Source organism: Sphingomicrobium sp. XHP0239, from assembly GCF_039555325.1.
In the GTDB taxonomy this organism is placed as follows: Bacteria; Pseudomonadota; Alphaproteobacteria; order Sphingomonadales; family Sphingomonadaceae; genus Sphingomicrobium; species Sphingomicrobium maritimum.
In genome coordinates this window covers 2,389,864-2,413,182 of the sequence record NZ_CP154608.1, presented here as the reverse complement: position 1 = coordinate 2,413,182, position 23,319 = coordinate 2,389,864, and the positions used below count along the sequence as shown (strand labels likewise).

At 66.8% G+C, this 23,319-nt stretch carries 22 protein-coding genes and 1 tRNA gene; 14 read left to right on the top strand and 9 right to left on the bottom strand.

The genetic code is table 11. The features are described from left to right. The first annotated feature begins 14 nt into the window (after window positions 1-14). The 4 genes from WJT74_RS12190 to WJT74_RS12175 are packed head-to-tail and all read left to right on the top strand — an operon-like array spanning window position 15 to window position 4,304. Window positions 15-1,148 (top strand): ABC transporter permease, encoded by a 1,134-nt coding sequence (locus WJT74_RS12190; RefSeq protein WP_343345335.1) that lies wholly within the window; start codon window positions 15-17, stop codon window positions 1,146-1,148. Further along, entirely contained in the window at window positions 1,145-1,882 is a 738-nt protein-coding gene (locus WJT74_RS12185; protein ID WP_343345333.1) for an ABC transporter ATP-binding protein, read from the top strand. Before WJT74_RS12190 ends, WJT74_RS12185 begins: the two co-directional genes overlap by 4 nt. After that, window positions 1,882-2,898, top strand: coding sequence for an efflux RND transporter periplasmic adaptor subunit (locus tag WJT74_RS12180; RefSeq protein WP_343345332.1), 1,017 nt, complete (start codon window positions 1,882-1,884; stop codon window positions 2,896-2,898). The genes WJT74_RS12185 and WJT74_RS12180 overlap by 1 nt, the downstream gene beginning before the upstream one ends. After that, a complete protein-coding gene (locus tag WJT74_RS12175; RefSeq protein ID WP_343345329.1) occupies window positions 2,895-4,304 on the top strand; it encodes an efflux transporter outer membrane subunit in 1,410 nt (469 codons plus the stop codon). Before WJT74_RS12180 ends, WJT74_RS12175 begins: the two co-directional genes overlap by 4 nt. A 31-nt stretch (window positions 4,305-4,335) precedes the next feature. Here WJT74_RS12175 and WJT74_RS12170 read toward each other — a convergent pair whose 3' ends face one another. The 3 genes from WJT74_RS12170 to WJT74_RS12160 are packed head-to-tail and all read right to left on the bottom strand — an operon-like array spanning window position 4,336 to window position 7,787. Next, the gene (locus tag WJT74_RS12170) at window positions 4,336-4,959 is read right to left on the bottom strand and encodes a DUF305 domain-containing protein (protein WP_343345327.1); all 624 of its coding nucleotides are present in this window, start codon (window positions 4,957-4,959) and stop codon (window positions 4,336-4,338) included. A 22-nt stretch (window positions 4,960-4,981) separates the two neighbouring features. Next, on the bottom strand, window positions 4,982-6,037 hold the full coding sequence (locus WJT74_RS12165; RefSeq protein WP_343345325.1) for a copper resistance protein B: 1,056 nt from the start codon (window positions 6,035-6,037) through the stop codon (window positions 4,982-4,984). A 1-nt stretch (window position 6,038) separates the two neighbouring features. After that, window positions 6,039-7,787, bottom strand: a complete 1,749-nt coding sequence (locus tag WJT74_RS12160; RefSeq protein WP_343345321.1) for a copper resistance system multicopper oxidase — start codon at window positions 7,785-7,787, stop codon at window positions 6,039-6,041. A gap of 80 nt (window positions 7,788-7,867) precedes the next feature. Here WJT74_RS12160 and WJT74_RS12155 point away from each other — a divergent pair, with 80 nt between their 5' ends. Beyond that, entirely contained in the window at window positions 7,868-8,143 is a 276-nt protein-coding gene (locus tag WJT74_RS12155; protein WP_343345318.1) for a metal-sensitive transcriptional regulator, read from the top strand. Window positions 8,144-8,242: 99 nt separating this feature from the next. Here the strand turns inward: WJT74_RS12155 and WJT74_RS12150 are convergent. Continuing rightward, window positions 8,243-8,335, bottom strand: a tRNA-Ser gene (locus WJT74_RS12150). Between the two features lie 165 nt (window positions 8,336-8,500). Between WJT74_RS12150 and WJT74_RS12145 the strand changes: the two genes are divergently transcribed. Continuing rightward, the gene (locus WJT74_RS12145) at window positions 8,501-9,289 is read left to right on the top strand and encodes a Crp/Fnr family transcriptional regulator (RefSeq protein WP_343345316.1); all 789 of its coding nucleotides are present in this window, start codon (window positions 8,501-8,503) and stop codon (window positions 9,287-9,289) included. Here the strand turns inward: WJT74_RS12145 and pyrC are convergent. Next, window positions 9,278-10,315 (bottom strand): dihydroorotase, encoded by a 1,038-nt coding sequence (gene pyrC, locus WJT74_RS12140; protein WP_343345313.1) that lies wholly within the window; start codon window positions 10,313-10,315, stop codon window positions 9,278-9,280. The two genes, WJT74_RS12145 and pyrC, sit on opposite strands and share 12 nt — an antisense overlap. A gap of 40 nt (window positions 10,316-10,355) precedes the next feature. On the opposite strand from pyrC, the gene WJT74_RS12135 reads away from it, so the two are divergent. After that, window positions 10,356-11,051 carry a YgfZ/GcvT domain-containing protein gene (locus WJT74_RS12135; RefSeq protein ID WP_343345311.1) on the top strand — a complete coding sequence of 232 codons (696 nt, stop codon included), beginning with the start codon at window positions 10,356-10,358 and terminating at the stop codon, window positions 11,049-11,051. Next, a complete protein-coding gene (locus WJT74_RS12130) occupies window positions 11,051-13,024 on the top strand; it encodes a TonB-dependent receptor (RefSeq protein ID WP_343348197.1) in 1,974 nt (657 codons plus the stop codon). The genes WJT74_RS12135 and WJT74_RS12130 overlap by 1 nt, the downstream gene beginning before the upstream one ends. 51 nt (window positions 13,025-13,075) lie before the next feature. Here WJT74_RS12130 and acnA read toward each other — a convergent pair whose 3' ends face one another. From acnA to fumC, 3 genes are all read right to left on the bottom strand, one after another. Next, the gene (gene acnA, locus WJT74_RS12125) at window positions 13,076-15,751 is read right to left on the bottom strand and encodes an aconitate hydratase AcnA (RefSeq protein ID WP_343345309.1); all 2,676 of its coding nucleotides are present in this window, start codon (window positions 15,749-15,751) and stop codon (window positions 13,076-13,078) included. Between the two features lie 170 nt (window positions 15,752-15,921). Next, the gene (locus tag WJT74_RS12120; protein WP_343345307.1) at window positions 15,922-16,446 is read right to left on the bottom strand and encodes a DUF4142 domain-containing protein; all 525 of its coding nucleotides are present in this window, start codon (window positions 16,444-16,446) and stop codon (window positions 15,922-15,924) included. Window positions 16,447-16,472: 26 nt separating this feature from the next. Then, window positions 16,473-17,864, bottom strand: a complete 1,392-nt coding sequence (gene fumC / locus WJT74_RS12115) for a class II fumarate hydratase (RefSeq protein ID WP_343345305.1) — start codon at window positions 17,862-17,864, stop codon at window positions 16,473-16,475. Window positions 17,865-17,945: 81 nt separating this feature from the next. Between fumC and WJT74_RS12110 the strand changes: the two genes are divergently transcribed. The 4 genes from WJT74_RS12110 to WJT74_RS12095 all read left to right on the top strand — a co-directional run bounded on the left by WJT74_RS12110 (window position 17,946) and on the right by WJT74_RS12095 (window position 20,818). Beyond that, the gene (locus WJT74_RS12110) at window positions 17,946-18,395 is read left to right on the top strand and encodes an ATP-dependent zinc protease family protein (protein ID WP_343345303.1); all 450 of its coding nucleotides are present in this window, start codon (window positions 17,946-17,948) and stop codon (window positions 18,393-18,395) included. Continuing rightward, complete coding sequence (gene rimK, locus WJT74_RS12105) at window positions 18,392-19,297, top strand: 30S ribosomal protein S6--L-glutamate ligase (protein ID WP_343345301.1); 906 nt, start codon at window positions 18,392-18,394, stop codon at window positions 19,295-19,297. The genes WJT74_RS12110 and rimK overlap by 4 nt, the downstream gene beginning before the upstream one ends. Window positions 19,298-19,402: 105 nt before the next feature. Continuing rightward, window positions 19,403-20,443: a PAS domain S-box protein gene (locus WJT74_RS12100; protein ID WP_343345299.1), complete on the top strand. Its 1,041-nt coding sequence runs from the start codon at window positions 19,403-19,405 to the stop codon at window positions 20,441-20,443. A gap of 15 nt (window positions 20,444-20,458) precedes the next feature. Further along, entirely contained in the window at window positions 20,459-20,818 is a 360-nt protein-coding gene (locus WJT74_RS12095) for a response regulator (RefSeq protein ID WP_343345297.1), read from the top strand. On the opposite strand, the gene WJT74_RS12090 is transcribed toward WJT74_RS12095, so the two are convergent. Continuing rightward, window positions 20,819-21,289: an SspB family protein gene (locus WJT74_RS12090; RefSeq protein WP_343345294.1), complete on the bottom strand. Its 471-nt coding sequence runs from the start codon at window positions 21,287-21,289 to the stop codon at window positions 20,819-20,821. A gap of 74 nt (window positions 21,290-21,363) precedes the next feature. Between WJT74_RS12090 and WJT74_RS12085 the strand changes: the two genes are divergently transcribed. Both WJT74_RS12085 and WJT74_RS12080 read left to right on the top strand, forming a co-directional pair. Further along, window positions 21,364-21,741, top strand: a complete 378-nt coding sequence (locus WJT74_RS12085) for an HIT domain-containing protein (RefSeq protein WP_343345292.1) — start codon at window positions 21,364-21,366, stop codon at window positions 21,739-21,741. A gap of 80 nt (window positions 21,742-21,821) precedes the next feature. After that, window positions 21,822-23,264 (top strand): sodium-dependent transporter, encoded by a 1,443-nt coding sequence (locus tag WJT74_RS12080; RefSeq protein WP_343345290.1) that lies wholly within the window; start codon window positions 21,822-21,824, stop codon window positions 23,262-23,264. Window positions 23,265-23,319: the final 55 nt, after the last annotated feature.

Genomic DNA, 23,319 nt, shown 5'->3' with positions numbered 1-23,319 from the left:
GCTCCGCTGCACCCATGATCTGGATCGCGCTCCGAATGCTGACCGGTGACCGGCAAAAGTTCTTCGGACTGTTGTTCGGCATCGCCTTCTCGACCCTGCTCATCACCCAGCAGCTCGCCATCTTCGTCAATCTGCTCGAACGCGGGGCGAGCGCGGTCTACGACATCAAGACAAACGACATCTGGGTCATGGACCCGGTGAGCCGCACCCCCGACGTCGTCTATCCCATGCCCTCCACCGCGCTCGACAAGGTCCGCGGCGTGCCGGGGGTCAGATGGGCGGTCCCGCACCTGCGATCGGGGGCCGCGATCCGCACGCCCGAAGGCGATCTCGAAGGTGTCACGGTGGTCGGGGTCGACGACACGACGCTGATCGGTCTTCCCGAAAGGATGGTCGCGGGCGACCGCGCGCTGCTGGCCCAGCCGGACAGCGTCTTCATCGACGACGTCGGCGCGACCCGGCTGTTTCCCGAAGGTGCGGACATTCTCGGGACGCGGCTCGAACTCAACGACCGGCGCGCGGTCATCCGCGGCATCACCGACAGCACCCCCACCTTCACCAGCCAGGTCACGCTGATGACCCGCTATTCCAACGCGCTCGGCTACGTCCCGGGGCAGCGCAACCGGATGAGCTTCGTGCTGGTTAAGGCCGCCGAGGGGCAGGACATCGACGCCCTGACCGACCGGATCGAGGAACAGACCGGCCTGCGCGCCCGCACCCGCGACGAATTCGCGCGCGACGGGGTCGATTTCATCATCGAGAATACCGGCATCCCGCTGAACTTCGGGATCACGGTCATCCTGGGCTTCATCGTCGGCGTGGCGATCGTGGGGCTGACCTTCAGCCTGTTCATCCGCGACAACATCAAGCAGTTCGGCGCCCTGAAGGCGATCGGGGTCCACAACGGCACGATCCGCCGGATGGTCGCCGCGCAGGCCGGCCTCGTCGGCTTCATCGGCTATTCGTTCGGCGTCTTCGGCGCGACCCTGTTCTTCGAGGTGTTCGACGATCCCACCTTCAAGGGCTTCTACACCCCCTGGCAGATCCCCGTGATCAGCTTCGTCGCGGTCAGCCTCATCATCGGCATTACCGGCTGGATCGCGCTGCGCGGCGTGATGAAGACCGAACCGGCGGCGGTGTTCCGTTGAGCAAGCACGGCAAACTCAACCACGACGCCGCCATCTCGGCGCGCGGGATCGTGCGCGATTTCGAGGCGGGGCAGCAGACCATTCGCGTCCTCCACGGCATCGACGTCGATATCCGCAAGGGCGAACTCACCTACCTCGTCGGCGAAAGCGGATCGGGGAAGACGACGCTCATCTCGATCATGTGCGGCATCCTGTGGCCGACCGAGGGCAGCGTCGAGGTGTTCGACACCGACATCTACGCTTTGTCCGACCGCAAGCTGGTCGATTTCCGCCTCAACAACATCGGCTTCGTCTTCCAGCAATATAATCTCATCCCCACGATAGACGCCGCCAGCAACGCCGCCGTCCCGCTGATCGCGCAGGGAATGGATCGCAAACAGGCGCGCGCGATCGCCGCCGACATGATGGAAAAGCTCAATATCGGGGACCAGGCCGACAAGCTGCCGAGCCAGCTGTCGGGCGGTCAGCAGCAGCGCGTCGCGATCGCCCGCGCGTTCGTCCACAGCCCCAAGCTGGTCGTCTGCGACGAGCCCACTGCCGCGCTGGACGCCGGCTCCGGCCGCCGGGTCATGGACCTCTTGCGCGAAGTCGCGGTGGCGGAAGACCGCGCCTGCATCATCGTCACCCACGACAATCGCGTGTTCGATCTCGCCGACCGTATCCTCGTGCTCGAGGACGGACGCATCACCCATGATGGCAAGGACATGCCGCCATCGCAGACCGGGGACCATTAATGGCCAGAAACCTCAGCTTCTCCCGCCAGATCCTGCCCGTCATCGCGGTGGTCGGCGTCCTCGTCGCCATCTATCTGGTTGTCATCCAGGCCCCCGACCGCAGCCAGGCGGAGGCCGACGAAGCGCCCGTCCGCGTCGCCGACGAGCGCCAGGACGAACCCCGCGTGGCCGGCTCGGGCGTGGTCGAACCGTCGAGCGAGATCATCGACATCGGTACCGCCATTGGCGGGCTGGTCGAGGCGGTTCTCGTCGCCCCCGGCGACCGCGTGACCGTGGGGCAGCCCCTGTTCCGCGTCGATACGCGCAACCTCGATGCGCGGGTCGAGGAAGCGCGCGCCACCATCGTCCGGGCCGAGGCCGCCATCGCCGAGGCCCGCGCCGCGGAGAACACCGCCTCGCGCCAGCTCCAGCTCTATCGCAACATCGACGATCCGCTCGCCGTCAGCCGTGCCGAGATCATCGCCGCCGAAGGCAATGTCACCAATGCCCGCGCCCGTCGCCAGCTGGCCGAGGCGGACCTGCGCGCTGCCCGCGCCACGCTGAACAGCGCCCGAACCGAAAGCGGCCGCGCCGTCGTGCGCGCGCCGATCTCGGGCGAGATCCTGCGCGTCGATGTCCGCCCCGGCGAACTGGTCAGCGCGGGCGGCGGCAGCGGCAATGCGACACCTTATATCCAGATGGGAGAGACCAACCCGCTCTACGTCCGCATCGACGTCGACGAGGACGAGGCGGTTCGGATCGTCGAGGGTGCGCCCGCCATTGTCTCCCCGCGCGGCGGCGCCGACCAACGGGTCGAGGCCGCCTTCGTGCGCACCGAACCGCTGGTGGTGCCCAAGCGCAGCCTGACCAACTCCGCGCAGGAACGGGTCGACGTGCGCGTGCTGCAGCTTCTCTACCGGCTCCCCGACGACGCCCCCGCCGCCTTCCGCGTGGGACAGCAGGTCGACGCCTTCATCCCCGCCGGTGAGAGCGCCGATGCACCGGCCGCCGGTCGCGACGAAGCGGAGGACGAATGATGCGCGCATCGCTCGCCGCCCCGCTGGTCGCGCTCGCCCTGAGCGGCTGCAACGCCGGCCCCGACACCGTGCCGACGGTCAGCGACGTGGCCGTGCCCGATAGCTTCCTGCTCGCGCCCGAAGCCGCCCCCGCCGATGCGGCCGCCGTCGCTGCCCTGCTGCCCGACGATCCGGCCTTCGACACGCTCGCTGCCGCGGCGCTCGCCGATGCCCCGACGCTGGCGCAGGCGCTCGCCCGCATCGACGTCGCGCGCTCGGGCGCCGATCGCGCGGGCGCCCGCCGCCTCCCCGACATTGGCTATGATGCGACCCTCACCGCCAGCCGCACCAACCTCAACCTGCCCCCCGAAGTGCCGTTCGACACCGAACAGGTGCAATATGCGGGCAATCTGGTCGCCGGCTGGGACCCCGACCTGTTCGGGGCGCTGCGCAATGCCGAACGCGCGGCGTTGCTGCGGGTCGACGCCGCGGGGGCGCAGGCCGCCGCGGTGCGCCTCGCGCTGCTGGCCGATATCGCGGGCGCGGTTACCGACTGGCGAACGCTCGGCGCGCGGCAGCAGGCGCTGGAGGCCGACCGCGACGGCGCGCAGCGCCTCGCCGACCTTTCGCGCACCCGCGAAGAGGCGGGCATCGCGCCCGGCTTCGACCGCTTCCGTGCGGAAGCGCAGGCAGCGCAGAGCATTTCGCGCCTCGCCGCGCTGGACCGCGAGCGCGCCGACCTGCTCGGGCGGCTCGTCGCGCTGACGGCGCTGCCGGCGGGCGAGGTCGCTGCCGCCCTAGCGCAATCGTCGCCCCCCGACACGCTCGCGCCCCCGCCGCCCGCGCTGCCCAGCACCCTCATCGCAGCGCGCCCCGATATCCAGGCTGCCGCGCTGACCCTCGCCGCGGCCGATGCCGATCTTGCCGCAGTCGCGGCACGGCGTTTCCCGCGGCTCGACCTGTCGGGCGCACTCGGGTTGCTGGCCTTCTCGGTCGGCGGGCTGTTCGACACCGACGCGCTCGTCGGGTCCGCCCGTTCGGGGCTGACCGGGCCGCTGCTGGACTTCGGACGCATTGCCGCCGAGATCGACGAAGGCGAAGCGCGCACCGTGCTGGCGTTCGAGGAGTATCGCGGCGCCGTCTTCGGCGCGTTCGGTGAAGTCGAGGGAGCCTATGCGCTCGTCGCCGCCGCCGATGCCGAGGCCGCCGCCACCCGGCGCGAGGCGGAGATGGCGACGCGCGCCGCGACCCTCGCCGACACCCGCTATCGAGCGGGACTGGAGAACTTCCTCACCGTCCTCGAAGCGCGCCGCGCCGCCGACACCAGCGGCGATCGTGCCGCCGCCGCGCGCGGCCGCGCCGTCCGCGCCCGCATCTTGCTGTGGCAGGCGCTCGGCGGTAGCGCCCCCGCGGACGTCGAAAGCTAGGAAAGGCGGCCGGCGGACATTCGCGCCGCGCTTACCGAACGGTCGGCGCGTCCCCCGCCTCGCCCTCGCCGGTCGGACGCTGGGCAGAACGTTCGGCCTCCCGGAGCAGTTCGGGCGTCAATTCGGTCGTGCGCGGCTCGAGCGGCGTTCCGTCGCCCATCTCCCCGTTCGCCTCGATATCCTCGAGCAGCAGCTCCATTTCCGCGATCTCCTTGACCTGCGCCTCGATGATCGCGTCGGCCAGTTCGCGCACGCGCGGATCGGAAATCTCGGCGCGGGCCGAGGTCAGGACGGCGATCGAGTGATGCGGGATCATCGCCTTCATCCAGGCTTCGTCTTCGACGGTCGCCTGGCTGCGGGCGAGAAACAGGAACAGCGCGAAACCGAGGATCGCGCCGACCATGACGAGGATCTTGGTCTTCAGCGTCCGGTACATTCCCCACATGAAGCCGAGCATGATGACGATCATCGCCATGCCCATCATCAGCGCCATCCACATCCGCGTCTGCGAGAAGAAGACGTGGGACGGCTCCCAGACGTTGGAATATTTGAGGACGAACATCGTCACGATGCTGGTCGCGATCATCGCGAAGAAGGTTGACCACTTGCCATGGTGATCGGGTCGCGAGTGGGCGGCGTTCGTTTCGGACGTCATGGCTTTCCCCTCTTGTCGGTGATCAGAACCAGAAGCGCAGACCCGCGACGAAGCGCGTAGCGTCGGTATCGTCCCCCTTCGCGCGGGCAAGGGAGCGGCTGGCGCCCGTGCGCCATTCCTGCGCGATCCCGATGTAGGGCGCGAATTCGCGGGTGATTTCGTAGCGCAGGCGCACCCCCGCCTCGACCTTGGCGACCCCAGCGCCGAGCGCGAGCTCGGGAATGTCCTGCGCCGACAGGACGATCTCGCCACGCGGCTGGAGGATGAGGCGCTGGGTGATGCGCTGGTCGAGTTCGGCTTCGACCTCGGCGGTCGCCTCGCCTTCGCTCGACAGGTAGGCGGCGGCGTCGACCTCGAAAAGATAGGGCGCGAGGCCCTGCACGCCGATCGTCGCGTAGGTCCGGCTCGAGCCGGCAAGGTCCTGCCGCGCGCCGATCTGGAGATCCCAGAAGGGAGCAATGGCGTGGCTCCACGTCGCCTCGATATCGGCGCCTTCGACGCCCTCGTCGAAATCGCCTTCGCCCTCGCTCTCGATCCACAGCTTGTCGAGGTCGGGTCCATAGCTGGCCTGCACGTCCCACAAGAAGCCGACGCTGTCGCCTCCGAAGCGGGCTTCGAACCGGTCGGCCTGGAACCAGAAGAAGCTCTGCTGGCCGGTCTCGTGGATCAATGCCACGCGGGCGTCGCGCATCGCCTCGCGGCCGAAAATGGCCTCGGCGGCGGTTGCGGGGCCCGATCCGGCCGCCCGCGGCGGCGGCACGAGCGGAATGCCCGCAAGCTTGTCGGTGGTCGGCATGGCATGACCCATGGCGGAATGGTTCATCGGCTGCGCGTCGGGCATGGCGTGGCCCATCGCGGAGTGATCCATCTGCGAATGATCCGTCGGCTGCGCGTCGGGCATCGCGTGACCCATCGCGGAATGGTCCATCTGCGAATGATCCATCGCCTCCTCATCCTCCGATGGCGCGGCGTGGCCCTCGTGCCCCTCGGCCTCGTCGGCCTGTTCGGGCGGCGGCATGCTGTGGTGGTGACCCGCATCCTGCACCAGCAGGGCGGCGGCTAGCGTGAGGATTGTCATGTCAGGCCTCGCTGCCGTCGGGGTTGGCGACGGTCACGATCTGAAACATGCCGGCGTGCATGTGATAGAGGAGGTGACAGTGGAACGCCCAGTCGCCCGGCTCGTCGGCGGTGAGGTCGAACACCGCGCTGCCGCCCGGCTGGACGATCATGGTGTGCTTCCTCGGCTGTTCGCCGTGGCCCGCGCCGTTGACCAGTTCGAAGAAATGGCCGTGCAGATGGATGGGATGCGCCATCATCGTGTCGTTGACGAGCTTGATGCGGACGCGCTCGTCATAGGCGAAACGAATGGGCTCGTCGGAAACGGCGGCGAATTTCTTGCCATCGAACGACCACATGTATCGTTCCATGTTGCCGGTCAGGTGGATCTCCATCGCACGGGTCGGATCGGGGACGCTATGGTCGGCATCGAGGGCGCGAAGGTCGGTGTAGCGAAGGACGCGATGGCCGACGTCGTCGAGACCGATGCCGGGATCGTCCATCCGGTCGACGGGATTCATCGCGACCATGTCGATCCCCGGTCCCGCCTTCACGTGATCGGGAAGCAGCGAGGTGTCCCGCATGTCCATGCCGCCCATGGACATCTCGTCCCCGCCGTGATTCATCGCCCCGTGATCCATGCCGCCATGGTCCATCCCGCCATGATCCATCCCGCCATGCCCCATGTCCTTCATGGTGAGGAGCGGCGGCTTGCGCAGCGGCGGGATCGGCGCGCGGGCGCCGGGGCGGCTGGCAAGGTGCGCGAGCGCCATCCCCGATCGGTCCATGCTTTCGGCGACCAGCGTATGCGCCTCGCCGGTCGGCTCGATGACAACGTCGTAGGTCTCCGCGACGCCGATCTGAAATTCGTCGATGGGCACGGGTTTCACATTCTGTCCGTCGGCCTGCACCACGGTCATCTTCACGCCCGGAATGCGGATGTTGAAGAAGGTCATCGCGCTGCCGTTGATGAAGCGCAGGCGCACCCGCTCGCCGGGGCGGAAGGCATATTCCAGCGCGTCCATCGGTCCATGGCCGTTGATCAGGTAGGTATAGGTGGCAGCAGTGACGTCGAGGATGTCCGTCGGCATCATCCGCATCTCGGCCCACATGCGCCGGTCCTCGGCGGAAAGCGGATAATCGTCGGTCCACGTCCGCTGCTGGAAATTGAAATAGCCCTCGCCCTGCTTCAGCTTCTTGAAGATGGAATGCGGGTGCAGCGGCGTGAATTCGGACAACAGGACGACATAGTCGCGGTCGGCCTCGACCGGATCGGGTCCCGCCGGATCGACGATGATCGGGCCGTAATGCCCCGCCTGTTCCTGCAGCCCCGAATGCGAATGCCACCAGTAGGTGCCCGACTGGCGCACCGGAAACCGCGCCTCGAAACTGTCGCCGGGCCGGATCCCCGGAAAGCTGACTCCGGGCACGCCGTCGAGATGGAACGGCAGCAGGAGGCCGTGCCAGTGGATCGACGTATCCTCGTCGAGGCGATTATGGACGTTGAGCGAGATTTCCTCGCCTTCTTGCAAGCGCAGTAGCGGTCCCGGGACGCTGCCGTTGACGGTCACCGCATGGCCGCTGCGCCCGCCGGTCCGGAACATCGAACGGCCGACGGTCAGGTCGATGCGCGGTCCCGCGACCTCGTCGAACCCTTTTCGCGCGTGCGCCGCGTGCACGTCGGTGCCGCGCGCCCAGGCGGGCATCGCTCCGGCGAGCAGACCTCCGGCGAGCGCGGCTTGCAGGAGGGAACGGCGGTTGAGGGTCGGCATGGAGGGTACCTTGATCGGTTGATCTGTTGCCGTACCCACTATATACCCCCGTGGGGTATTACAAGGGCGGGACGGCAAGGATGGCGGCGACCAGGAAGACAGCGAAGGCGAACCGCTTCAAGCGAATCGCGGGGCAGGTGAACGGGCTCGCCCGCATGGTCGAGGAAGACCGTTACTGCATCGAGATCCTGACGCAGATCCAGGCGGTCCGCGCCGCTTTGTCGCGCGCGGAAGGCGAAGTGCTGAAGGATCATGCCGCCTGCTGCGTGGCCGAGGCGATCGCCAGCGGCGACGAGACCGACCAGCGCGCCAAGTTCGACGAGCTGGTCGAACTGATGCAGCGGACGCGACGATAGTCCGCTTTTACGCGAAAATGGCACGGCGCCTTACCGAGCGATCGCTCCGGAAAGGCCCGGGAAACGAGACCTTTCGGGCTGAAAATGCTTGGGGGCGGCTGGCGGAGACGGAGGGATTCGAACCCTCGATACGGGGATTACCCGTATGACGCTTTAGCAAAGCGTTGGTTTCAGCCACTCACCCACGTCTCCGCAACGCCGCATGCAGCGTCTGGCTGAAGCGCGGCTCTAGCGAAGCTTCGCGGTGCATTCAAGCATATCGTCCGCGCACCTTGACCCGTGACGCCTGTGTAATAAACATGCGCGCTCGCACCCGCGCATTTTTGCGTAATTTTCCAGCCGCGAGGATGATCGAGCATGCCCTTCTCCGCTAGCGACACACGCGACGTCTCCGCAAGCCTCGGTCGTAACCGCCTCATCGACATGATGCCGGAAGCGCTGGCGAAGGAGATCGAGGCGGCGGGCGAAATGGTCGATCTGCCGGCGGGTACGGTCCTGTTCAGCAGCGGCGAGGATATCGCCACCACCTTGTTCCCGTTCGCCCCGACGATGGTCAGCCTGGTCGTCGACGTCGACGACCGGCGCCGCGTCGAGGTCGCCACCATCGGGCAGGAAGGGGCGATCGGCGGGATCGTCAGTTGCGGCGACCTGCCCGCCTACACCCAGGGGGAAGTCCAGGTCGCGGGCACGGGCCTGCGCGTGCCGATGGACGTGATCGAACGGCTGAAACGCGACGATCTGTTCATGCGCGACATCTTCTGCCGCTATGCCGACACGTTGTTGGCGCAGGTGATGCAATCGGTCGCCTGCAACGCCTTCCACCCCATCGAGGCACGGGCCGCGCGCTGGCTGCTGACCGCGCAGGATCGGTCGGGCGACGAACTAGCCCTGACGCAGAGCGCGCTGGCGGCGCTCCTCGGCGTACAGCGCACGAGCGTCAACGCGGTCGCGCGCCAACTGCAGGACGAGGGGCTGATCCGCTACCGCCGCGGGATCGTCAGCGTCATCGACCGCGACGAACTCAAGCAGCGCGCCTGCGAATGCTACGCCCGGGTCGAGGCGCATTTCGACCGCGTTCTGGGCGACGAGGATTCCGACTGGATCAAGGCGTGCGGCGCCAACGGCGAACCGCGCTCAGACGGCTAGCGCCCATCCCAGCGTCTCGCCCGCGCGGTAGGGAACGACCGCCTCGCTCCCCGCATCGATCTCCGGCTCCACCGTCACGTCGCGCCGCTCGAGCGTGATCCGTTCCTCGTTGACCGGCAGGCCGTAGAAGCGCGGCCCGTCGAGACTGGCGAACGCCTCGAACCGGTCGAGCGCGCCTTCCTCGTCGAACACCTGCGCATAGCATTCGAGCGCGTGGGGAGCGTTGAAGATGCCCGCGCACCCGCACGCGCTTTCCTTGGCAGAGCGGGTATGCGGCGCGCTGTCGGTGCCGAGGAAGAACTTGCCTGACCCGCCCGTCGCCGCCGCCCGCACCGCGCGCCGGTGCAGCTCGCGCTTGGCGACCGGCAGGCAATAGGCATGCGGATTGAGCCCCCCTGCGAAAATCGCGTTACGGTTGATCTGAAGGTGTTGCGGCGTGATCGTGGCGGCGATCCGATCGTCCCCGCCCGCCACGAAGTCCGTGGCTTCCCTCGTCGTGATATGCTCGAACACGAATTTCAGACCCGGGTGCCGGTCCAGCAACGGGATGGCGATCCGGTCGATGAACACCGCCTCGCGGTCGAAGATGTCGATCTCGTTGTCCGTGACCTCGCCATGGGCGAGCAGCGGCATGCCGATCGCCTCCATCCGCTCGATGACCCGGTCGATCTTGCGAATGTCGGTCACGCCCGACGCCGAATTGGTCGTCGCCCCCGCCGGATAGAGCTTGGCCGCGACCCACACGCCGTCGCGAAACCCGCGCTCGATTGCGTCGGGATCGGTGTCGTCGGTCAGATAGGCAGTCATCAGCGGCGTGAAATCGGATCCTTCCGGAAGCGCGCCGACGATCCGCTCGCGATAGGCCCGCGCGGCATCGACCGCGGTGATCGGCGGCGACAGGTTGGGCATCACGATGGCCCGCGCGAACTGGCGCGCCGTATAGGGCAGCACCGCCGCCATCATCGCCCCGTCGCGAAGGTGCAGGTGCCAGTCGTCGGGGCGGCGGATCGTGATCGTATCGGTCATGCCGGTTGCCTTAGGTCGAGGCCGCACCTAGCTCAAGCGCATGCCCGCAACCACCTTGATCGATCGCGCCGTCCTCCGCCTGTCCGGCGAAGGCGTGCAGCCCTTCCTCGACAGCCTCGTCACCAACCGCCTGTCTCCCGACGGCCCGGTCTGGGCGGGGTTGCTGACGCCGCAGGGCAAGACCCTGTTCGATTTCTTCGTCTGGCCCGACGGCGACGACTGGCTGATCGACGTTAGGGACGATGAGGCGGAGGAACTCGCAAAGCGGCTGACGATGTATCGCCTTCGCCGCAAGATCGAGATCGGAAGGGATGACGACCTCGCCGTCCACTGGAGCGGCGCGGGTGACCAAGGCGCATCCGATCCCCGCCATCCGGACATGGGTCGCCGCTGGCTCGCTCCCGCGGAGGACACCGCCGCCGGTTACGACGCCCACCGCCTGTCGCTCAACATCTGCGAGGGGAACGCCGAGATTGCCGACCTGCTGTGGCTCGAGACCAATGCCCGCGAACTGAACGGCGTGGCCTTCGACAAGGGCTGCTTCGTGGGGCAGGAGAACACCGCGCGCATGAACTGGCGCAACAAGGTGAACCGACGGCTCTTCGTGGTTGCGGGCGAGCATGAAAAGGCCCGCGCCTTCTATCCCGACCTCGACCGCTCGGTCGTGCACGCGCGCATCGACGCCGTGCCGGACGATGCGCTGCTACCCGACTGGCTGCAGGAAGCGATGGCGTGATGATCCTCGCCCTGCTCGCGTTCCAGCCCGCGGACCCCGCCCCCATCGTCGTCACCGGCCGCGCGCTCGACGACGATGCGCCCGCCGCGATCACCTACGATGCGGAGGATGCCGAGACGCTCGCCAGCGGACGGATCGAGGAACTGCTCGCGCGCACCCCCAATCTCGCCGCCTTCCGCCGCGCCGACGGGCGCTCCGTTCATCCGACCAGCCAGGGCATCACCGCACGCGGCCTCGGCGGCAACGCGGCCAGCCGCCTCGCGCTGACCATCGACGGGGTGCCGCAGGCCGACCCGTTCGGCGGATGGATCAACTTCGCCGCGATCGATCCCGTCGCCATCGACCGGCTCGCCGTCCGCTATGGCGCCGACGCCCAGCCCGGCGCGGTGGCGGGCAGCATCGCCATCGACACGCTGGCGCGCAGTCCCCGGACCTACCGCGCCGCATGGGGCGGCGACGATCGCTGGGATCTGTCCTCCTCGGGTCATTTCGAAATCGGCGACGGGTTCGTCCAGACGGCGTCGGGCTTCATCGAGAGCGACGGCTTCATCCCGATCGTCGAGGAGGATCGCGGCCCCGCCGACCGCGCCGCGCGGACCGAACAGCGCGTCTCGCGCGGACGGCTCGTCTATCCATTGGGCGGCCTCGAAGCGCAGGCGGGGCTCGCCATGTTCACCGACGAACGCGATCGCGGCTTCGACGGCAGCGACAATCGCGCCGAGGGGCTCGACCTGTCGCTCCGGCTAGTCGACCGCGAAGGTGCACTGCCGTTCGAATTGACCGGCTGGTGGCAGGACCGCCAGTTCGAAACCCGTTTCGCCGCGCTCGACGACGCCCGGGCGACCACCAGCGTCGTGCTCGACCAGTATGACGTCCCCGCCACGGGCCTCGGCATCGAGGGCCAGATCGATGTCGGCCCCGCCTCCATCGGCGCGGGATGGCGCCGCTACGAGGGCGAGGTGCGCGAGCGGTTCCTGTTCGAGAACGCCGCTCCGACGCGCGAACGGCGGGCGGGCGGAGAGAACCGCATCTACGGCCTTTTCGGCGCGGCCGACCGCGACCTCGGGATCGCCGACGCCCGCCTCGCGCTGCGCGTCGACCGCTGGGAAATCGGCGAGGGGTTTCGCACCATCGACGTCCTCGCCGACGGGGCGAGCCTCGAGGACAGCATCTTCGCGCCCCGCGACGGGACCGAATGGTCGGGCCGCCTCGACCTCACCCGCGACATCCGCACGCTGCGCCTGTCCGCCGCCGCCTATCGCGGCTGGCGCCTGCCGACCCTGAACGAACTCTACCGTCCCTTCCGCGTCGGCCCCGACGCCACCGCGGCGAACGAGGCGCTCGATCCCGAAACCAGCTACGGCCTCGATATCGGTGCCCGCATCGGCAGCCCAGCCTTCTCCGCGGGCGTCACCCTCTTCGCGCAGCGCCTCGTCGGCGCCATCGCCAACGTGCCGCTCGACACCGGTCCCGGCCAGTTTCCCGGCGTCGGTTTCGTATCGGGCGCGGGCATCTACTCGCAGCGGCAGAACTTGGGCGGCATCACCAGCCGCGGCCTTGAACTGGACGCCACCTACGAAACTGGCCCGTGGCAGGCGCGCCTCCTCTACGGCTTTGCCGACGCGACGATCGACACGTCGGGCGCCGCCGCCGCGTTCGACGGCAATCGTCCGCAGCAGAGCCCGCGCCGTACCGGCTCCGCGACGATCGGCTGGGAACGGGGCGACACCCTCGCCCAGCTAACGGCCAGATGGGAAGGTGCGCGCTACGAAGACCTTGCCAACAGCATCGAACTCGACAGCGCGCTGACGTTCGACGCCTTTGCGAGCATCCCGCTCGAACGCCGCGTCGCGCTCGAGCTTCGCGGCGAGAATCTCGCCGATGCGCAAGTCCTGACCGATGTCCTCGGCGACGGCACCCGCGAACGCGCGCGCGGCCGGACGCTCTGGGTGGGTGTGAAGATCACGCCATAGAAAAAGGGCGGCCCCGCAGGGACCGCCCTTCATCGTTCGCGTCGCTGCGATCTACGCCGCTAGCTTGCGCAGCACGTAGTGCAGAATGCCCGAATTCTTGTAATATTCGAGTTCGTTGTAGGTATCGATCCGGCACTTGGCGGTGAACTCCACGGTCTCGCCGTCCGCCCGCGTGGCGACGACCTCGACATCCTGCCGCGGTTCGAGCCCCGACAGTCCCTTGATGTCGAACGTTTCCGATCCGTCGAACCCGAAATGCTCGGGCCCCTCGCCGTCCATGAACTGCAGCGGCAACACGCCCATACCGACGAGGTTGGAACGGTGGATCCGCTCGTAGCTCATCGCGATGACTGCCTTCACGCCCTGCAGGATCGTGCCCTTCGCCGCCCAGTCGCGCGACGAGCCGGTGCCATATTCCTTGCCCGCCAGCACCACCAGCGGCGTGCCGTTCTGCATGTAATCCATCGCCGCGTCGTAGATCGGCTTGACCTCTCCCTGCGGGCCCTTGGTGTAGCCGCCTTCGACATCGTCGAGCATCTGGTTCTTGATGCGGATGTTGGCGAAGGTGCCACGCATCATCACTTCGTGGTTGCCGCGACGCGCGCCGTAGCTGTTAAACTCGCGCCGCTCGACGCCGTGCTTCTGGAGGTATTCGCCCGCCGGGCTGTCGGCCTTGATGGCCCCCGCGGGACTGATGTGGTCGGTGGTGATCGAATCGCCGAACACCGCCAGCGGACGTGCGCCCATGATGTCGCCCGTCGCGTCGGGATCCATGCCCATGTCCCGGAAATAGGGCGGGTTCTGGATATAGGTGCTGTCGGCGGGCCAGTCGTAGGTATCGCCACCCGACACGTCGATCGCCTTCCAGCGCTGATCGCCCGAGTAGACTTCGGCGTAGCGTTCCCGGAACATCTTGGCATTGACGTGCTGGTTGACGAGACTGCGGATCTCGTCGTTGCTCGGCCAGATATCCTTCAGATAGACGTCGTTGCCATCCTTGTCCTTGCCCAGCGAGCAGGTCGTGATATCGTCGCGCGTATTGCCGAGGATCGCGTAGGCGACCACCAGCGGCGGACTGGCGAGATAGTTGGCGCGCACGTCGGGAGACACGCGACCCTCGAAGTTGCGGTTGCCCGACAGGACCGAGCAGGCGACGAGGTCGTGATCGTGGATCGCCTTGCTGACGGGCGGCGGAAGCGGCCCGGAATTGCCGATGCAGGTCGTGCAGCCATAGCCGACGAGGTCGAAACCGATGGCGTCGAGATCGTCCGACAGCCCGGCCTTGTCGAGATAATCGGTGACCACCTGGCTTCCCGGCGCGAGGCTGGTCTTCACCCACGGCTTGCGGGTGAGGCCCAGTTCGCGCGCCTTCTTCGCGACGAGGCCGGCGGCGATCATCACATCGGGGTTGGAGGTGTTGGTGCAGCTGGTGATCGCCGCGATCACGACGTCGCCGTCGGTGAGGCCGTAATCCTCGCCCTCGATCGCCACGTCCTTGCCCTTGGCACCGCCATCATAGACGGTGTCGACCAGCTTCTTGAACTCCGACGCCATGTCGGTGAGGAGGACGCGATCCTGAGGGCGCTTGGGTCCGGCCAGGCTCGGGACCACTTCGCCCATGTCGAGTTCCAGCGTATCGGTGAACACGGGATCGGCCATGTCGGCGGTGCGCCACATGCCCTGCGCCTTCAGATATTCCTTGATGAGCGGGATCTGGTCTCCGCGCCCGGTCAGTTCCATGTAGTCCATCGTCCGATCGTCGATCGGGAAGAAGCCGCAGGTCGCGCCATATTCGGGGGCCATGTTGGCGATGGTCGCACGGTCGGCGAGCGACAGATTGTCGAGCCCGGCGCCGTAGAATTCGACGAACCGTCCAACGACGCCCTTTTCGCGCAGCATCTGCGTGACGGTCAGCACGAGGTCGGTGGCGGTGACCCCCTCGGCCATCTCGCCCGTCAGCTTGAAGCCGACGACTTCGGGAACCAGCATCGAGATGGGCTGGCCGAGCATCGCTGCCTCGGCCTCGATCCCGCCGACGCCCCAGCCGAGCACGCCCAACCCGTTGATCATCGTCGTATGGCTGTCGGTGCCGACGAGCGTGTCGGGATAGGCGACCATGTCGCCGTCCGGACCCTTCGAGGCCCAGACGCACCGACCGATATATTCCAGATTGACCTGGTGGCAGATGCCGGTGCCGGGCGGCACCACCTGGAAATTGTCGAAGGCCGACGCGCCCCACTTGAGGAATTCGTAGCGTTCGCGGTTGCGCTCATATTCCCGCTCGACATTCTGTTCGAACGCCATCGGGGTGCCGAATTCGTCGACCATCACGCTGTGATCGATGACGAGGTGCACGGGCACCTGCGGATTGATCTTCTGCGCATCGCCGCCCAGCGCCTTGATCCCGTCGCGCATCGCAGCGAGGTCGACGACGGCGGGAACGCCCGTGAAATCCTGCATCAGCACGCGCGCAGGGCGATACTGGATCTCGCGGTCGATCCGCTGTTCCTTCTGCCAGTCGACGATCGCCTGCACGTCGTCCTTGGTGACCGTATTGCCGTCCTCGAACCGCAACATGTTCTCCAGCAGCACCTTCATCGAGAAGGGCAGCTTGGAAATGTCGCCGACCTGTTCGGCCGCCTTTTCGAGGCTGTAGTAGCTATACTCCTGGCCATCGACGCTCAGCGTCGTCTTGGTGTTCATGCTGTCGTGGCCGGTCGCGGTCATGCGGATCTCTTCCTTATCATCGGTTTCTTCGTCTGTCCCGGCAGGGCCGCCGGTCGGTTGGGGCGCGCAGTAGCACCCTCGCCCTTCCCCCGTAAAGCGCGCGAGGCGGGCGCTTTGCTCCATTGGATACGGACCCGGCACGAGGCCGCGCCGGGCGCGTTGGGGCGGGCTCAGTCGGCGCGTTCGATCGCCTGCAGTTGCTCGTCCAGCTTCTCCGCCCCGTAATCGGCCACCGGGCGCAGCGTCGCCGACCCGCCGCGCACCGCATAGTCGCGGTGGAACGCGCGCATCGACGTGACGAAATCCTTCTGCTGCTCGAGGTAGGCGTCGTCGAAATCGGGGGCAGCGCGCAACCGAGCGAGCAACGCTTCGTGCGCCGGGACGAGCGTGTTGCGCGGAACGGCGTTGACGCGCGGCCCGGCATAGGAAAGCTGCGACCCGATCGCTTCGCCCGCTTCGCGCTGCATTCGCGCGATGCGCCGCACGTCGGCGTCGCTCGACCGGACTTCGGCCAGCCGGGCGGCCTCGATCGCGAAAAGCGCGGCGGAGGCCGCCTGTTCGACGAAGCCCGCCGCCGTCAGCGCCGCCACATTCGTCGCCGCCACGGGGGACGCGGCCACGCTACTCGAGCCGCTGGAGGAACAGGCGGCGAGCATCGCCGCCGCCCCAATCGCACCGATCCATCCTGTCCGCATGATCCTCTCCCTATTGGCCGTGAACCCTAGCGACCCACCATTGTCTCGGGCCGCACCAGCCGGTCGAACGTCGCTTCGTCGACGAGCCCGAGTTCCAGGCCCGCAGCCTTCAGCGTCTGTCCGTTCTTGTGCGCGTGCTTGGCGATGTTGGCGGCATTGTCGTAGCCGATCTCGGGCGCCAGCGCGGTCACCAGCATCAGCGAATTTTCGACCAGTTCCTTGATGCGCGTCTCGTTCGCCTCGATCCCCTCGACGCAGCGTTCCGCGAAGCTCGTCATGGCGATGGAGAGCAGGTCGATCGAGCGCAGCACGTTCGCCCCGATGAGCGGCATGAAGACGTTGAGCTCGAAATGCCCCTGCGCGCCGCCGATCGTGACTGCCTGCTGGTTGCCCATGACCTGCGCGGCGACCATCGTCAGGCTCTCGCACTGCGTGGGGTTCACCTTGCCCGGCATGATCGAGCTGCCCGGTTCGTTGGCCGGCAGGCTCAACTCGCCCAGTCCCGAACGGGGGCCCGAACCGAGGAAGCGGATGTCGTTGGCGATCTTGTTCAACGCGACCGCTAGCGCGTTCAGGGCGCCGTGGAAGAACACCAGCCCGTCCTTGGCCGCCAGCTGCTCGAACTTGTTGGGCGCCGAATGGAAGCGCTCGCCCGAGATGTCGCTGATGGCTTCTGCCATGTCGTTGGCCCAGTTCTCGGGCGCGTTGAGGCCGGTGCCGACCGCGGTTCCGCCGATCGCGAGCTTGCGAAGGCTGCCGTCCATCGCGCCCTCGATCCGCGCCTTCGCGCTGACCAGCTGGGCGGCATAGCCCGAGAATTCCTGCCCCAGCGTCAGCGGCGTCGCATCCTGCGTATGCGTCCGCCCGATCTTGACGATATGGTCGAATTCCTCCGCCTTGGCCTTGAGCGCCTTCGTCAGGGTTTCCAGCGCCGGGAACAGATCGCCGACCGTCGCCATCACCGCCGACACGTGCAGCGCGGTCGGGAAGGTGTCGTTCGACGACTGCGACTTGTTGACGTGATCGTTGGGATGCACCGGATCCTTGCCGCCGCGCGTGCCACTCAGCGCCTCGTTGGCGATTCCCGCGATGACCTCGTTCACGTTCATGTTCGTCTGGGTGCCCGATCCGGTCTGCCAGATGGTCAGCGGAAACTGGTCGTCGTGCTTCCCCGCGATCACGGCCTTGGCCGCCGCCTCCATCGCGTCGGCGAGCTTGCCGTTCAGCCCGTGCTTGCGATTCACCCGCGCCGCGGCCTGTTTCACGATGGCCTGCGCATGGACGATGCCGATCGGCATCCTCTCCGCCTCGCCGAAGGGAAAGTTGCCCAGCGATCGCTGCGTCTGCGCGCCCCAATAGGCGTCGGCGGGCACGTCGATATTGCCGATGGAATCACTTTCGGTGCGGGTGTCGGTCACGTCTCGTCCTCATTGGCTGCGATTGACTTTTCGGCGTCTGACTAGGAGGGCGGAGAGCATGTGTCGAGGGGACGATCTACGATGACGAAGGGGACTGTGGGCTGGCGCGAATGGGTGGCGCTTCCCGCGCTGGGCGTACCCGCGATCAAGGCCAAGATCGACACCGGCGCCAAGACCAGCGCGATCCACGCCTGGCGCGTCCATCATTTCCGGAACGAGGGGATGGAGCATCTCTCCTTCTTCCTGCACCCGCACCAGGACGACGACGAGGAAGTCGCCTGCCTCGCTCGGCTGCTCGACATGCGCGAGGTGACCAGTTCGAACGGAATGCGGCAGCGGCGTTTTGTCATCGAGACCGATCTCGAAATGGGCGGATCGACCTATCCGATCGAACTAACGCTCACCAACCGCGACGACATGGGATTCAGGATGCTGATCGGACGGCAGGCACTTCGCAAGCGCTGGCTCGTTGATCCCGCGAAATCATTTCTGACCCGTCCCGATCTCAATGCCGAAAAGGAAGACGAATGAAGATCGCCCTCACCTGCCGCAACGCCAATCTCTACTCGCACAAACGGCTGGTCGAGGCGGCACAGGAACGCGGGCACGACATCGACGTGATCGATCACCTGCGCTGCTACATCAACATCACGTCGAACAAGCCGACCATCAAGTACAAGGGCGAGGAGCTTCCAAAATATGACGCGGTCATCCCGCGCATCGGGGCGAGCGTCACCTTTTACGGCACCGCGGTCCTGCGTCAGTTCGAGATGATGGGGACCTTCCCGCTCAACGAGAGCGTCGCGATCAGCCGCAGCCGCGACAAGCTGCGCTCGATGCAGCTGCTCGCGCGCAAGGGCGTCGGCCTGCCGGTCACCGTCTTCGCGCACCAGACCAGCCGCGCGGAAGAAATCATCGAGATGGCGGGCGGGGCGCCCGTCGTCATCAAGCTGCTGGAAGGTACGCAGGGCATCGGCGTCGTGCTCGGCGAAACGCAAAAAGCCGCCGAGTCCATCATCCAAGCCTTTTCGGGCGTGGGCTCGAACATCCTCACCCAGCAGTTCATCAAGGAAGCCGGCGGGTCGGACATCCGCTGCTTCGTGATCGGGGAAAAGGTCGTCGCCGCAATGAAGCGCACCGGCAAGGACGGCGACTTCCGCTCCAACCTCCACCGCGGCGGCACTGCCGAGCCGGTCAAGATCACCGCCATCGAACGCAAGACCGCGACGCTCGCCGCCAAGGCGATGGGCCTGCGCGTCTGCGGCGTCGACCTGTTGCGCGGCGCGCACGGGCCGGTGGTGATGGAGGTGAACAGCTCGCCCGGTCTCGAAGGGCTCGAGAAATCGACCGAGATCGACGTCGCCGGCAAGATCATCGACTATCTGGAAAAGACCTACAAGGAAGGCCGTACCCGGACGCGCGGACGAGGCTGACCCCCAACCGTTCACCGCAAACGGGCGACCCCGGGGGCAACCCCGGGGCGAGACACGGCGTTGGCCTCCTCCTACTGTTCCCTGCGTAAGGTCCCTCCCGGTCCCATGACCCAGCCGCCCGCCCTCGCGAACGATCCGAACGTGCGCACCGACGACCGGATGTCGGCCCTCATCAACCAGCTGGTCGCGTTCGTCGCGGTCCTCGACCCGGACGGGCGCCTCAAGGAGGTCGATCAGGCTGCGCTCGCGGTCGCGGGCCTTCGCGAGGAGGACGTCATCGGACGCCACTTCTGGGATACTTTCTGGTGGGATTACGACCCCGAGGTCCAGGGCGCGGTCCGCGACGATATCGAGGGTGCGCGCGAGGGCAGGGTGACCCGCCGCGAAACCGCCGCGCAGACCGCGGACGGCGGACGCCTCTGGGTCCGCTTCCATGTCGGGCCTATCTACGATGCTGCGGGCAAGGTGGTGGAAATCGTCGCTTCGGGGTCGGACATCAGCACGCAGAAGGAACATGAGGCCGCTCTGGAGAAGGAGCGCGAACAGCTCGAACTTCTCAATCGCGAACTGCGCCACCGCGTCCGCAACCTGTTCGCCATCGTCCAGGCGGGACTGTCGATCAGCGCCCGCACGACCGACACCAAGGAAGAGATGATTGTCGATGCACGCTCGCGGATCTCCTCCCTCGCGGCCTCGCACATGGCAGGGGTGGAGAAGCGACCGCCCGAGCATTTCACGCTGGACGAACTGGCGCACGCCGTACTGGCCCCGCACGACCCGGGCGACGACCTCCTGCGCATCGAGGGGCCGGCCCTCGACCTTCCCGAGCATGTGATGACCCCGATCACGCTGATCCTGCACGAACTGGCCACCAATGCCGTCCGCCACGGCACCTGGTCGGCGGCGGACGGACGCGTGTCGGTGGAATGGCGAACGGTTGCCGCCAGCGATGGCGGTTCGGCGCGAGCGATCGAACTTTGCTGGGAAGAAACCGCTCCGGACAGCGAACGCCTTGACTCGGCGGAGATAAAAAGATTGAGTTTTAGCAAGGGGTTGGTCGAACGATGCGCGTCCCAGCTGGGCGGCGCGGTTCGATGGGTCGATCGGCCCGAAGGCTGGCAGGCATCCGTCTCGATGATTGTCTAGAGGGGTTCGAGTTTCATGACACGCGAGGCGCCGTTCAAAATCATTCTCGTCGAGGACGAGGTGCTGATCGCGATGGACCTGGAGCAGGAATTCGCGTCGATGGGGGTCGATGTCGTCGGCACCGCGGGTACCCTGAGCGAGGCGAAGCAGCTTGCCGGACAGGCCGATTACGACGTCGCCGTCTTCGATATCGATCTTCAGGGAGAAGACGTGTTTCCCGCCGCCGAAATCGCGCGCCATCGGGGTCACGGTTTCGTGTTCTTCTCGGGCCACGCCGATCGCGGCAGGCTCGACAAGACGTTCCCGGGCGTGCCGCTGGTCCAGAAACCCGCGACCGCGAACCAGATCTACGACGCGCTGAAAGCGGTCGCCTGACTATTTCTTCTTGGTGAAATCCACCGCGACGACATTCGAACCGTCCTCGACCGGCTCGGCGACCGGCGCGCGATCATCACCCTTCACGCCGTCGTCATCCTCGGCGGCCTGGAATTTCAGGCTGAACTCGACCGCCGGATCGACGAAATCGGTGACCGCCGCGAACGGCACGCGCAGCGTCGAAGGTACGCCCCCGAAGCTCAACCCCACGGTGAACCCCACATCGTCGACCGACAGGTCCCAGAAGCGATGCTGGATCACGATCGTCATTTCCTCGGGAAACCGGTCGGTCAGGTGCGAGGGAATGTCGACGTCGGGATGCTGGGTGCGGAAGGTGATGTAGAAATGATGCCCGCCGGGCAGCGCACCGTCGGCCTCGATCGTGCGGAGCACGCGGCCGACCACGGCGCGCAGGGCTTCCTGGACGATCTCGTCGTACGGAATCAGGCTCTCGGGCGCATCGTCGCTCATGGCTTGCCACCTGAACCCGCCTGTCGCATGGGTCAAGGGCGTAACCTGCGCTTTAACGGAGATTAAGCGACCTCATGCCGATCGACGCCACGAAGCCCTACGACGACGACAATGTCTTCGCCAAGATCCTGCGCGGGGACCTGCCCTGTCACAAGGAAGCGGAAACCGACCACAGCCTCGCCTTTCACGATATCAATCCGCTGGCCGCGCACCACATCCTCGTCATTCCCAAGGGTAGATATGTCAGCTGGGACGACTTCACCGCGACGGCGTCCGACGCGGAAATCGTCGATTTCACGCGGCTGGTCGGCAAGATCGCCCGCGACCGCGGGATGGAACGGCAGGGCTATCGGCTGCTCGCCAACGTGGGTCAGCGCGCGGGGCAGGAAGTGGGCCATCTCCACGTCCACCTCTTCGGCGGAGAACCGTTGGGGCCGATGCTCGCCAAATAGGCGCGCGCCCTTTCACGCCTTGTAATGCGCCGGTCATCCTTTAAGCCTTGGCGCCAAACGAACATCCGGGGGAGGTATTGATGGTAGGAACCGCAGCACAGGGAAGCGCGACCGCGAGCGAGGGCTGGTCCAGCCGGTCCGCCTTCATTCTCGCCGCGGTCGGCGCAGCGGTGGGGCTTGGCAACATCTGGCGCTTCCCGACGCTCGCGGGCGAAAGCGGGGGCGGCGCCTTCGTGATCGTCTACATCGCGTTCGTCGCGCTCCTCGGCCTTCCGCTGGTTCTGGCCGAAATCTTCATCGGCAAGATGGGCCAGACCGATGCGATCGGATCGATCCGCAAGGTCGCGCAACGCTCGGGGGCCTCGACCGCCTGGGCGGGCGTCGGCACGCTGGGCGCGATCGCGGCCTTCCTCATCCTGTCCTTCTACAGCGTCGTGGCGGGCTGGGTTCTCTACTACGCCGGGGTGATGGGGATCGAGCTGATCAACGCCATCGGGCGCGGCGATCCCTTCGGCGGCGCCTTCGCCGGCGAAAGCGTTGAGACCATCCAGGCGCGTCTCGGCGCGCTCCTCGAAAACTGGCCGCTGCTGCTCGCGCTGCACGCGGGCTTCATGCTCGTGACCTGGTGGTTCGTCCACAAGGGCGTTGCGGGCGGGATCGAGAAAGCCGCCACGATCCTCATGCCGATCTTCTTCGTGCTGCTCGTCGGCATCGTGCTCTATGGCGCGACCACGGGCGAGTTCAGCGAGGCGGTCGCCTTCCTCTTCACGCCCAACTGGGACGCGCTGACGCCGCAGGTGATCAACTCCGCGCTCGGCCAGGCGCTCTTCTCGCTGTCGCTGGGTGTGGCGGCGCTCGTCACCTACGGCAGCTATCTGAAGCAATCGGGCAAGATCGGCGGCATGTCGGTCACGATCGCCTTCGCCGACACGATGGTCGCGCTGCTCGCGGGCCTGATGATCTTCCCGATCGTCTTCGCCGCGGGGCTCGACCCGGCGGGCGGGCCGACGCTCGTCTTCCAGGCGCTCCCCGTTGCCTTCCAGACGATGCCGGGCGGCGCGCTGATCGGCTTCCTCTTCTTCCTGCTCATCTTCGTCGCGGCGCTGACCAGCTCTATCTCGCTGCTCGAAGTGCCGACCGCGTTCGGCAAGGGCGAGATGCGCCTGTCGCGCGGTCGTTCCTCGACCATGTTCGCGCTCGGAGCCTTCGCCCTCGGCGTCCTGTCGCTGCTCGGCTACAACGTGCTTGCCGACGTGCGGCCCCTGAGCTTCTGGTCGATCTTCGCGGAAACCGACATCCTCGACACGATCGACGGCTTCACGGGCAAGATCATGCTGCCGCTGGGCGTCATGTTCCTCGCCATCTTCGTCGGCTGGCGCGCGGACCGCAAACTGGTGCAGCAGCAGACCGGCCTGACCGGCGGAACGCTCGCGCTGTGGCGCTTCCTCGTCGCGTGGTTGTGCCCGATCGCGGTCTTCCTCGTGCTGCTGTTCGGCCTCTTCCCCGCGCTGTTGCCGAGCTAAAAATTCACGCCCCGCATTTTCCCGCTTCCACCGGGAAAGTAGCGTCGGTAAATCC

What these genes read in the sequence shown, in the direction of transcription:
- WJT74_RS12175 (WP_343345329.1), top strand. Translation starts at nt 2,895, where the DNA reads ATGATGCGCGCATCGCTCGCCGCCCCGCTGGTCGCGCTCGCCCTGAGC.
- WJT74_RS12095 (WP_343345297.1), top strand. Translation starts at nt 20,459, where the DNA reads ATGACACGCGAGGCGCCGTTCAAAATCATTCTCGTCGAGGACGAGGTG.
- WJT74_RS12170 (WP_343345327.1), bottom strand. Translation starts at nt 4,959, where the DNA reads ATGACGTCCGAAACGAACGCCGCCCACTCGCGACCCGATCACCATGGC.
- pyrC (WP_343345313.1), bottom strand. Translation starts at nt 10,315, where the DNA reads ATGACCGATACGATCACGATCCGCCGCCCCGACGACTGGCACCTGCAC.
- WJT74_RS12080 (WP_343345290.1), top strand. Translation starts at nt 21,822, where the DNA reads ATGGTAGGAACCGCAGCACAGGGAAGCGCGACCGCGAGCGAGGGCTGG.
- WJT74_RS12145 (WP_343345316.1), top strand. Translation starts at nt 8,501, where the DNA reads ATGCCCTTCTCCGCTAGCGACACACGCGACGTCTCCGCAAGCCTCGGT.
- WJT74_RS12120 (WP_343345307.1), bottom strand. Translation starts at nt 16,446, where the DNA reads ATGCGGACAGGATGGATCGGTGCGATTGGGGCGGCGGCGATGCTCGCC.
- WJT74_RS12155 (WP_343345318.1), top strand. Translation starts at nt 7,868, where the DNA reads ATGGCGGCGACCAGGAAGACAGCGAAGGCGAACCGCTTCAAGCGAATC.
- WJT74_RS12085 (WP_343345292.1), top strand. Translation starts at nt 21,364, where the DNA reads ATGCCGATCGACGCCACGAAGCCCTACGACGACGACAATGTCTTCGCC.
- WJT74_RS12190 (WP_343345335.1), top strand. Translation starts at nt 15, where the DNA reads ATGATCTGGATCGCGCTCCGAATGCTGACCGGTGACCGGCAAAAGTTC.
- WJT74_RS12180 (WP_343345332.1), top strand. Translation starts at nt 1,882, where the DNA reads ATGGCCAGAAACCTCAGCTTCTCCCGCCAGATCCTGCCCGTCATCGCG.
- WJT74_RS12100 (WP_343345299.1), top strand. Translation starts at nt 19,403, where the DNA reads ATGACCCAGCCGCCCGCCCTCGCGAACGATCCGAACGTGCGCACCGAC.
- WJT74_RS12165 (WP_343345325.1), bottom strand. Translation starts at nt 6,037, where the DNA reads ATGACAATCCTCACGCTAGCCGCCGCCCTGCTGGTGCAGGATGCGGGT.
- acnA (WP_343345309.1), bottom strand. Translation starts at nt 15,751, where the DNA reads ATGACCGCGACCGGCCACGACAGCATGAACACCAAGACGACGCTGAGC.
- WJT74_RS12110 (WP_343345303.1), top strand. Translation starts at nt 17,946, where the DNA reads ATGACGAAGGGGACTGTGGGCTGGCGCGAATGGGTGGCGCTTCCCGCG.
- WJT74_RS12130 (WP_343348197.1), top strand. Translation starts at nt 11,051, where the DNA reads ATGATCCTCGCCCTGCTCGCGTTCCAGCCCGCGGACCCCGCCCCCATC.
- WJT74_RS12090 (WP_343345294.1), bottom strand. Translation starts at nt 21,289, where the DNA reads ATGAGCGACGATGCGCCCGAGAGCCTGATTCCGTACGACGAGATCGTC.
- WJT74_RS12160 (WP_343345321.1), bottom strand. Translation starts at nt 7,787, where the DNA reads ATGCCGACCCTCAACCGCCGTTCCCTCCTGCAAGCCGCGCTCGCCGGA.
- rimK (WP_343345301.1), top strand. Translation starts at nt 18,392, where the DNA reads ATGAAGATCGCCCTCACCTGCCGCAACGCCAATCTCTACTCGCACAAA.
- WJT74_RS12135 (WP_343345311.1), top strand. Translation starts at nt 10,356, where the DNA reads ATGCCCGCAACCACCTTGATCGATCGCGCCGTCCTCCGCCTGTCCGGC.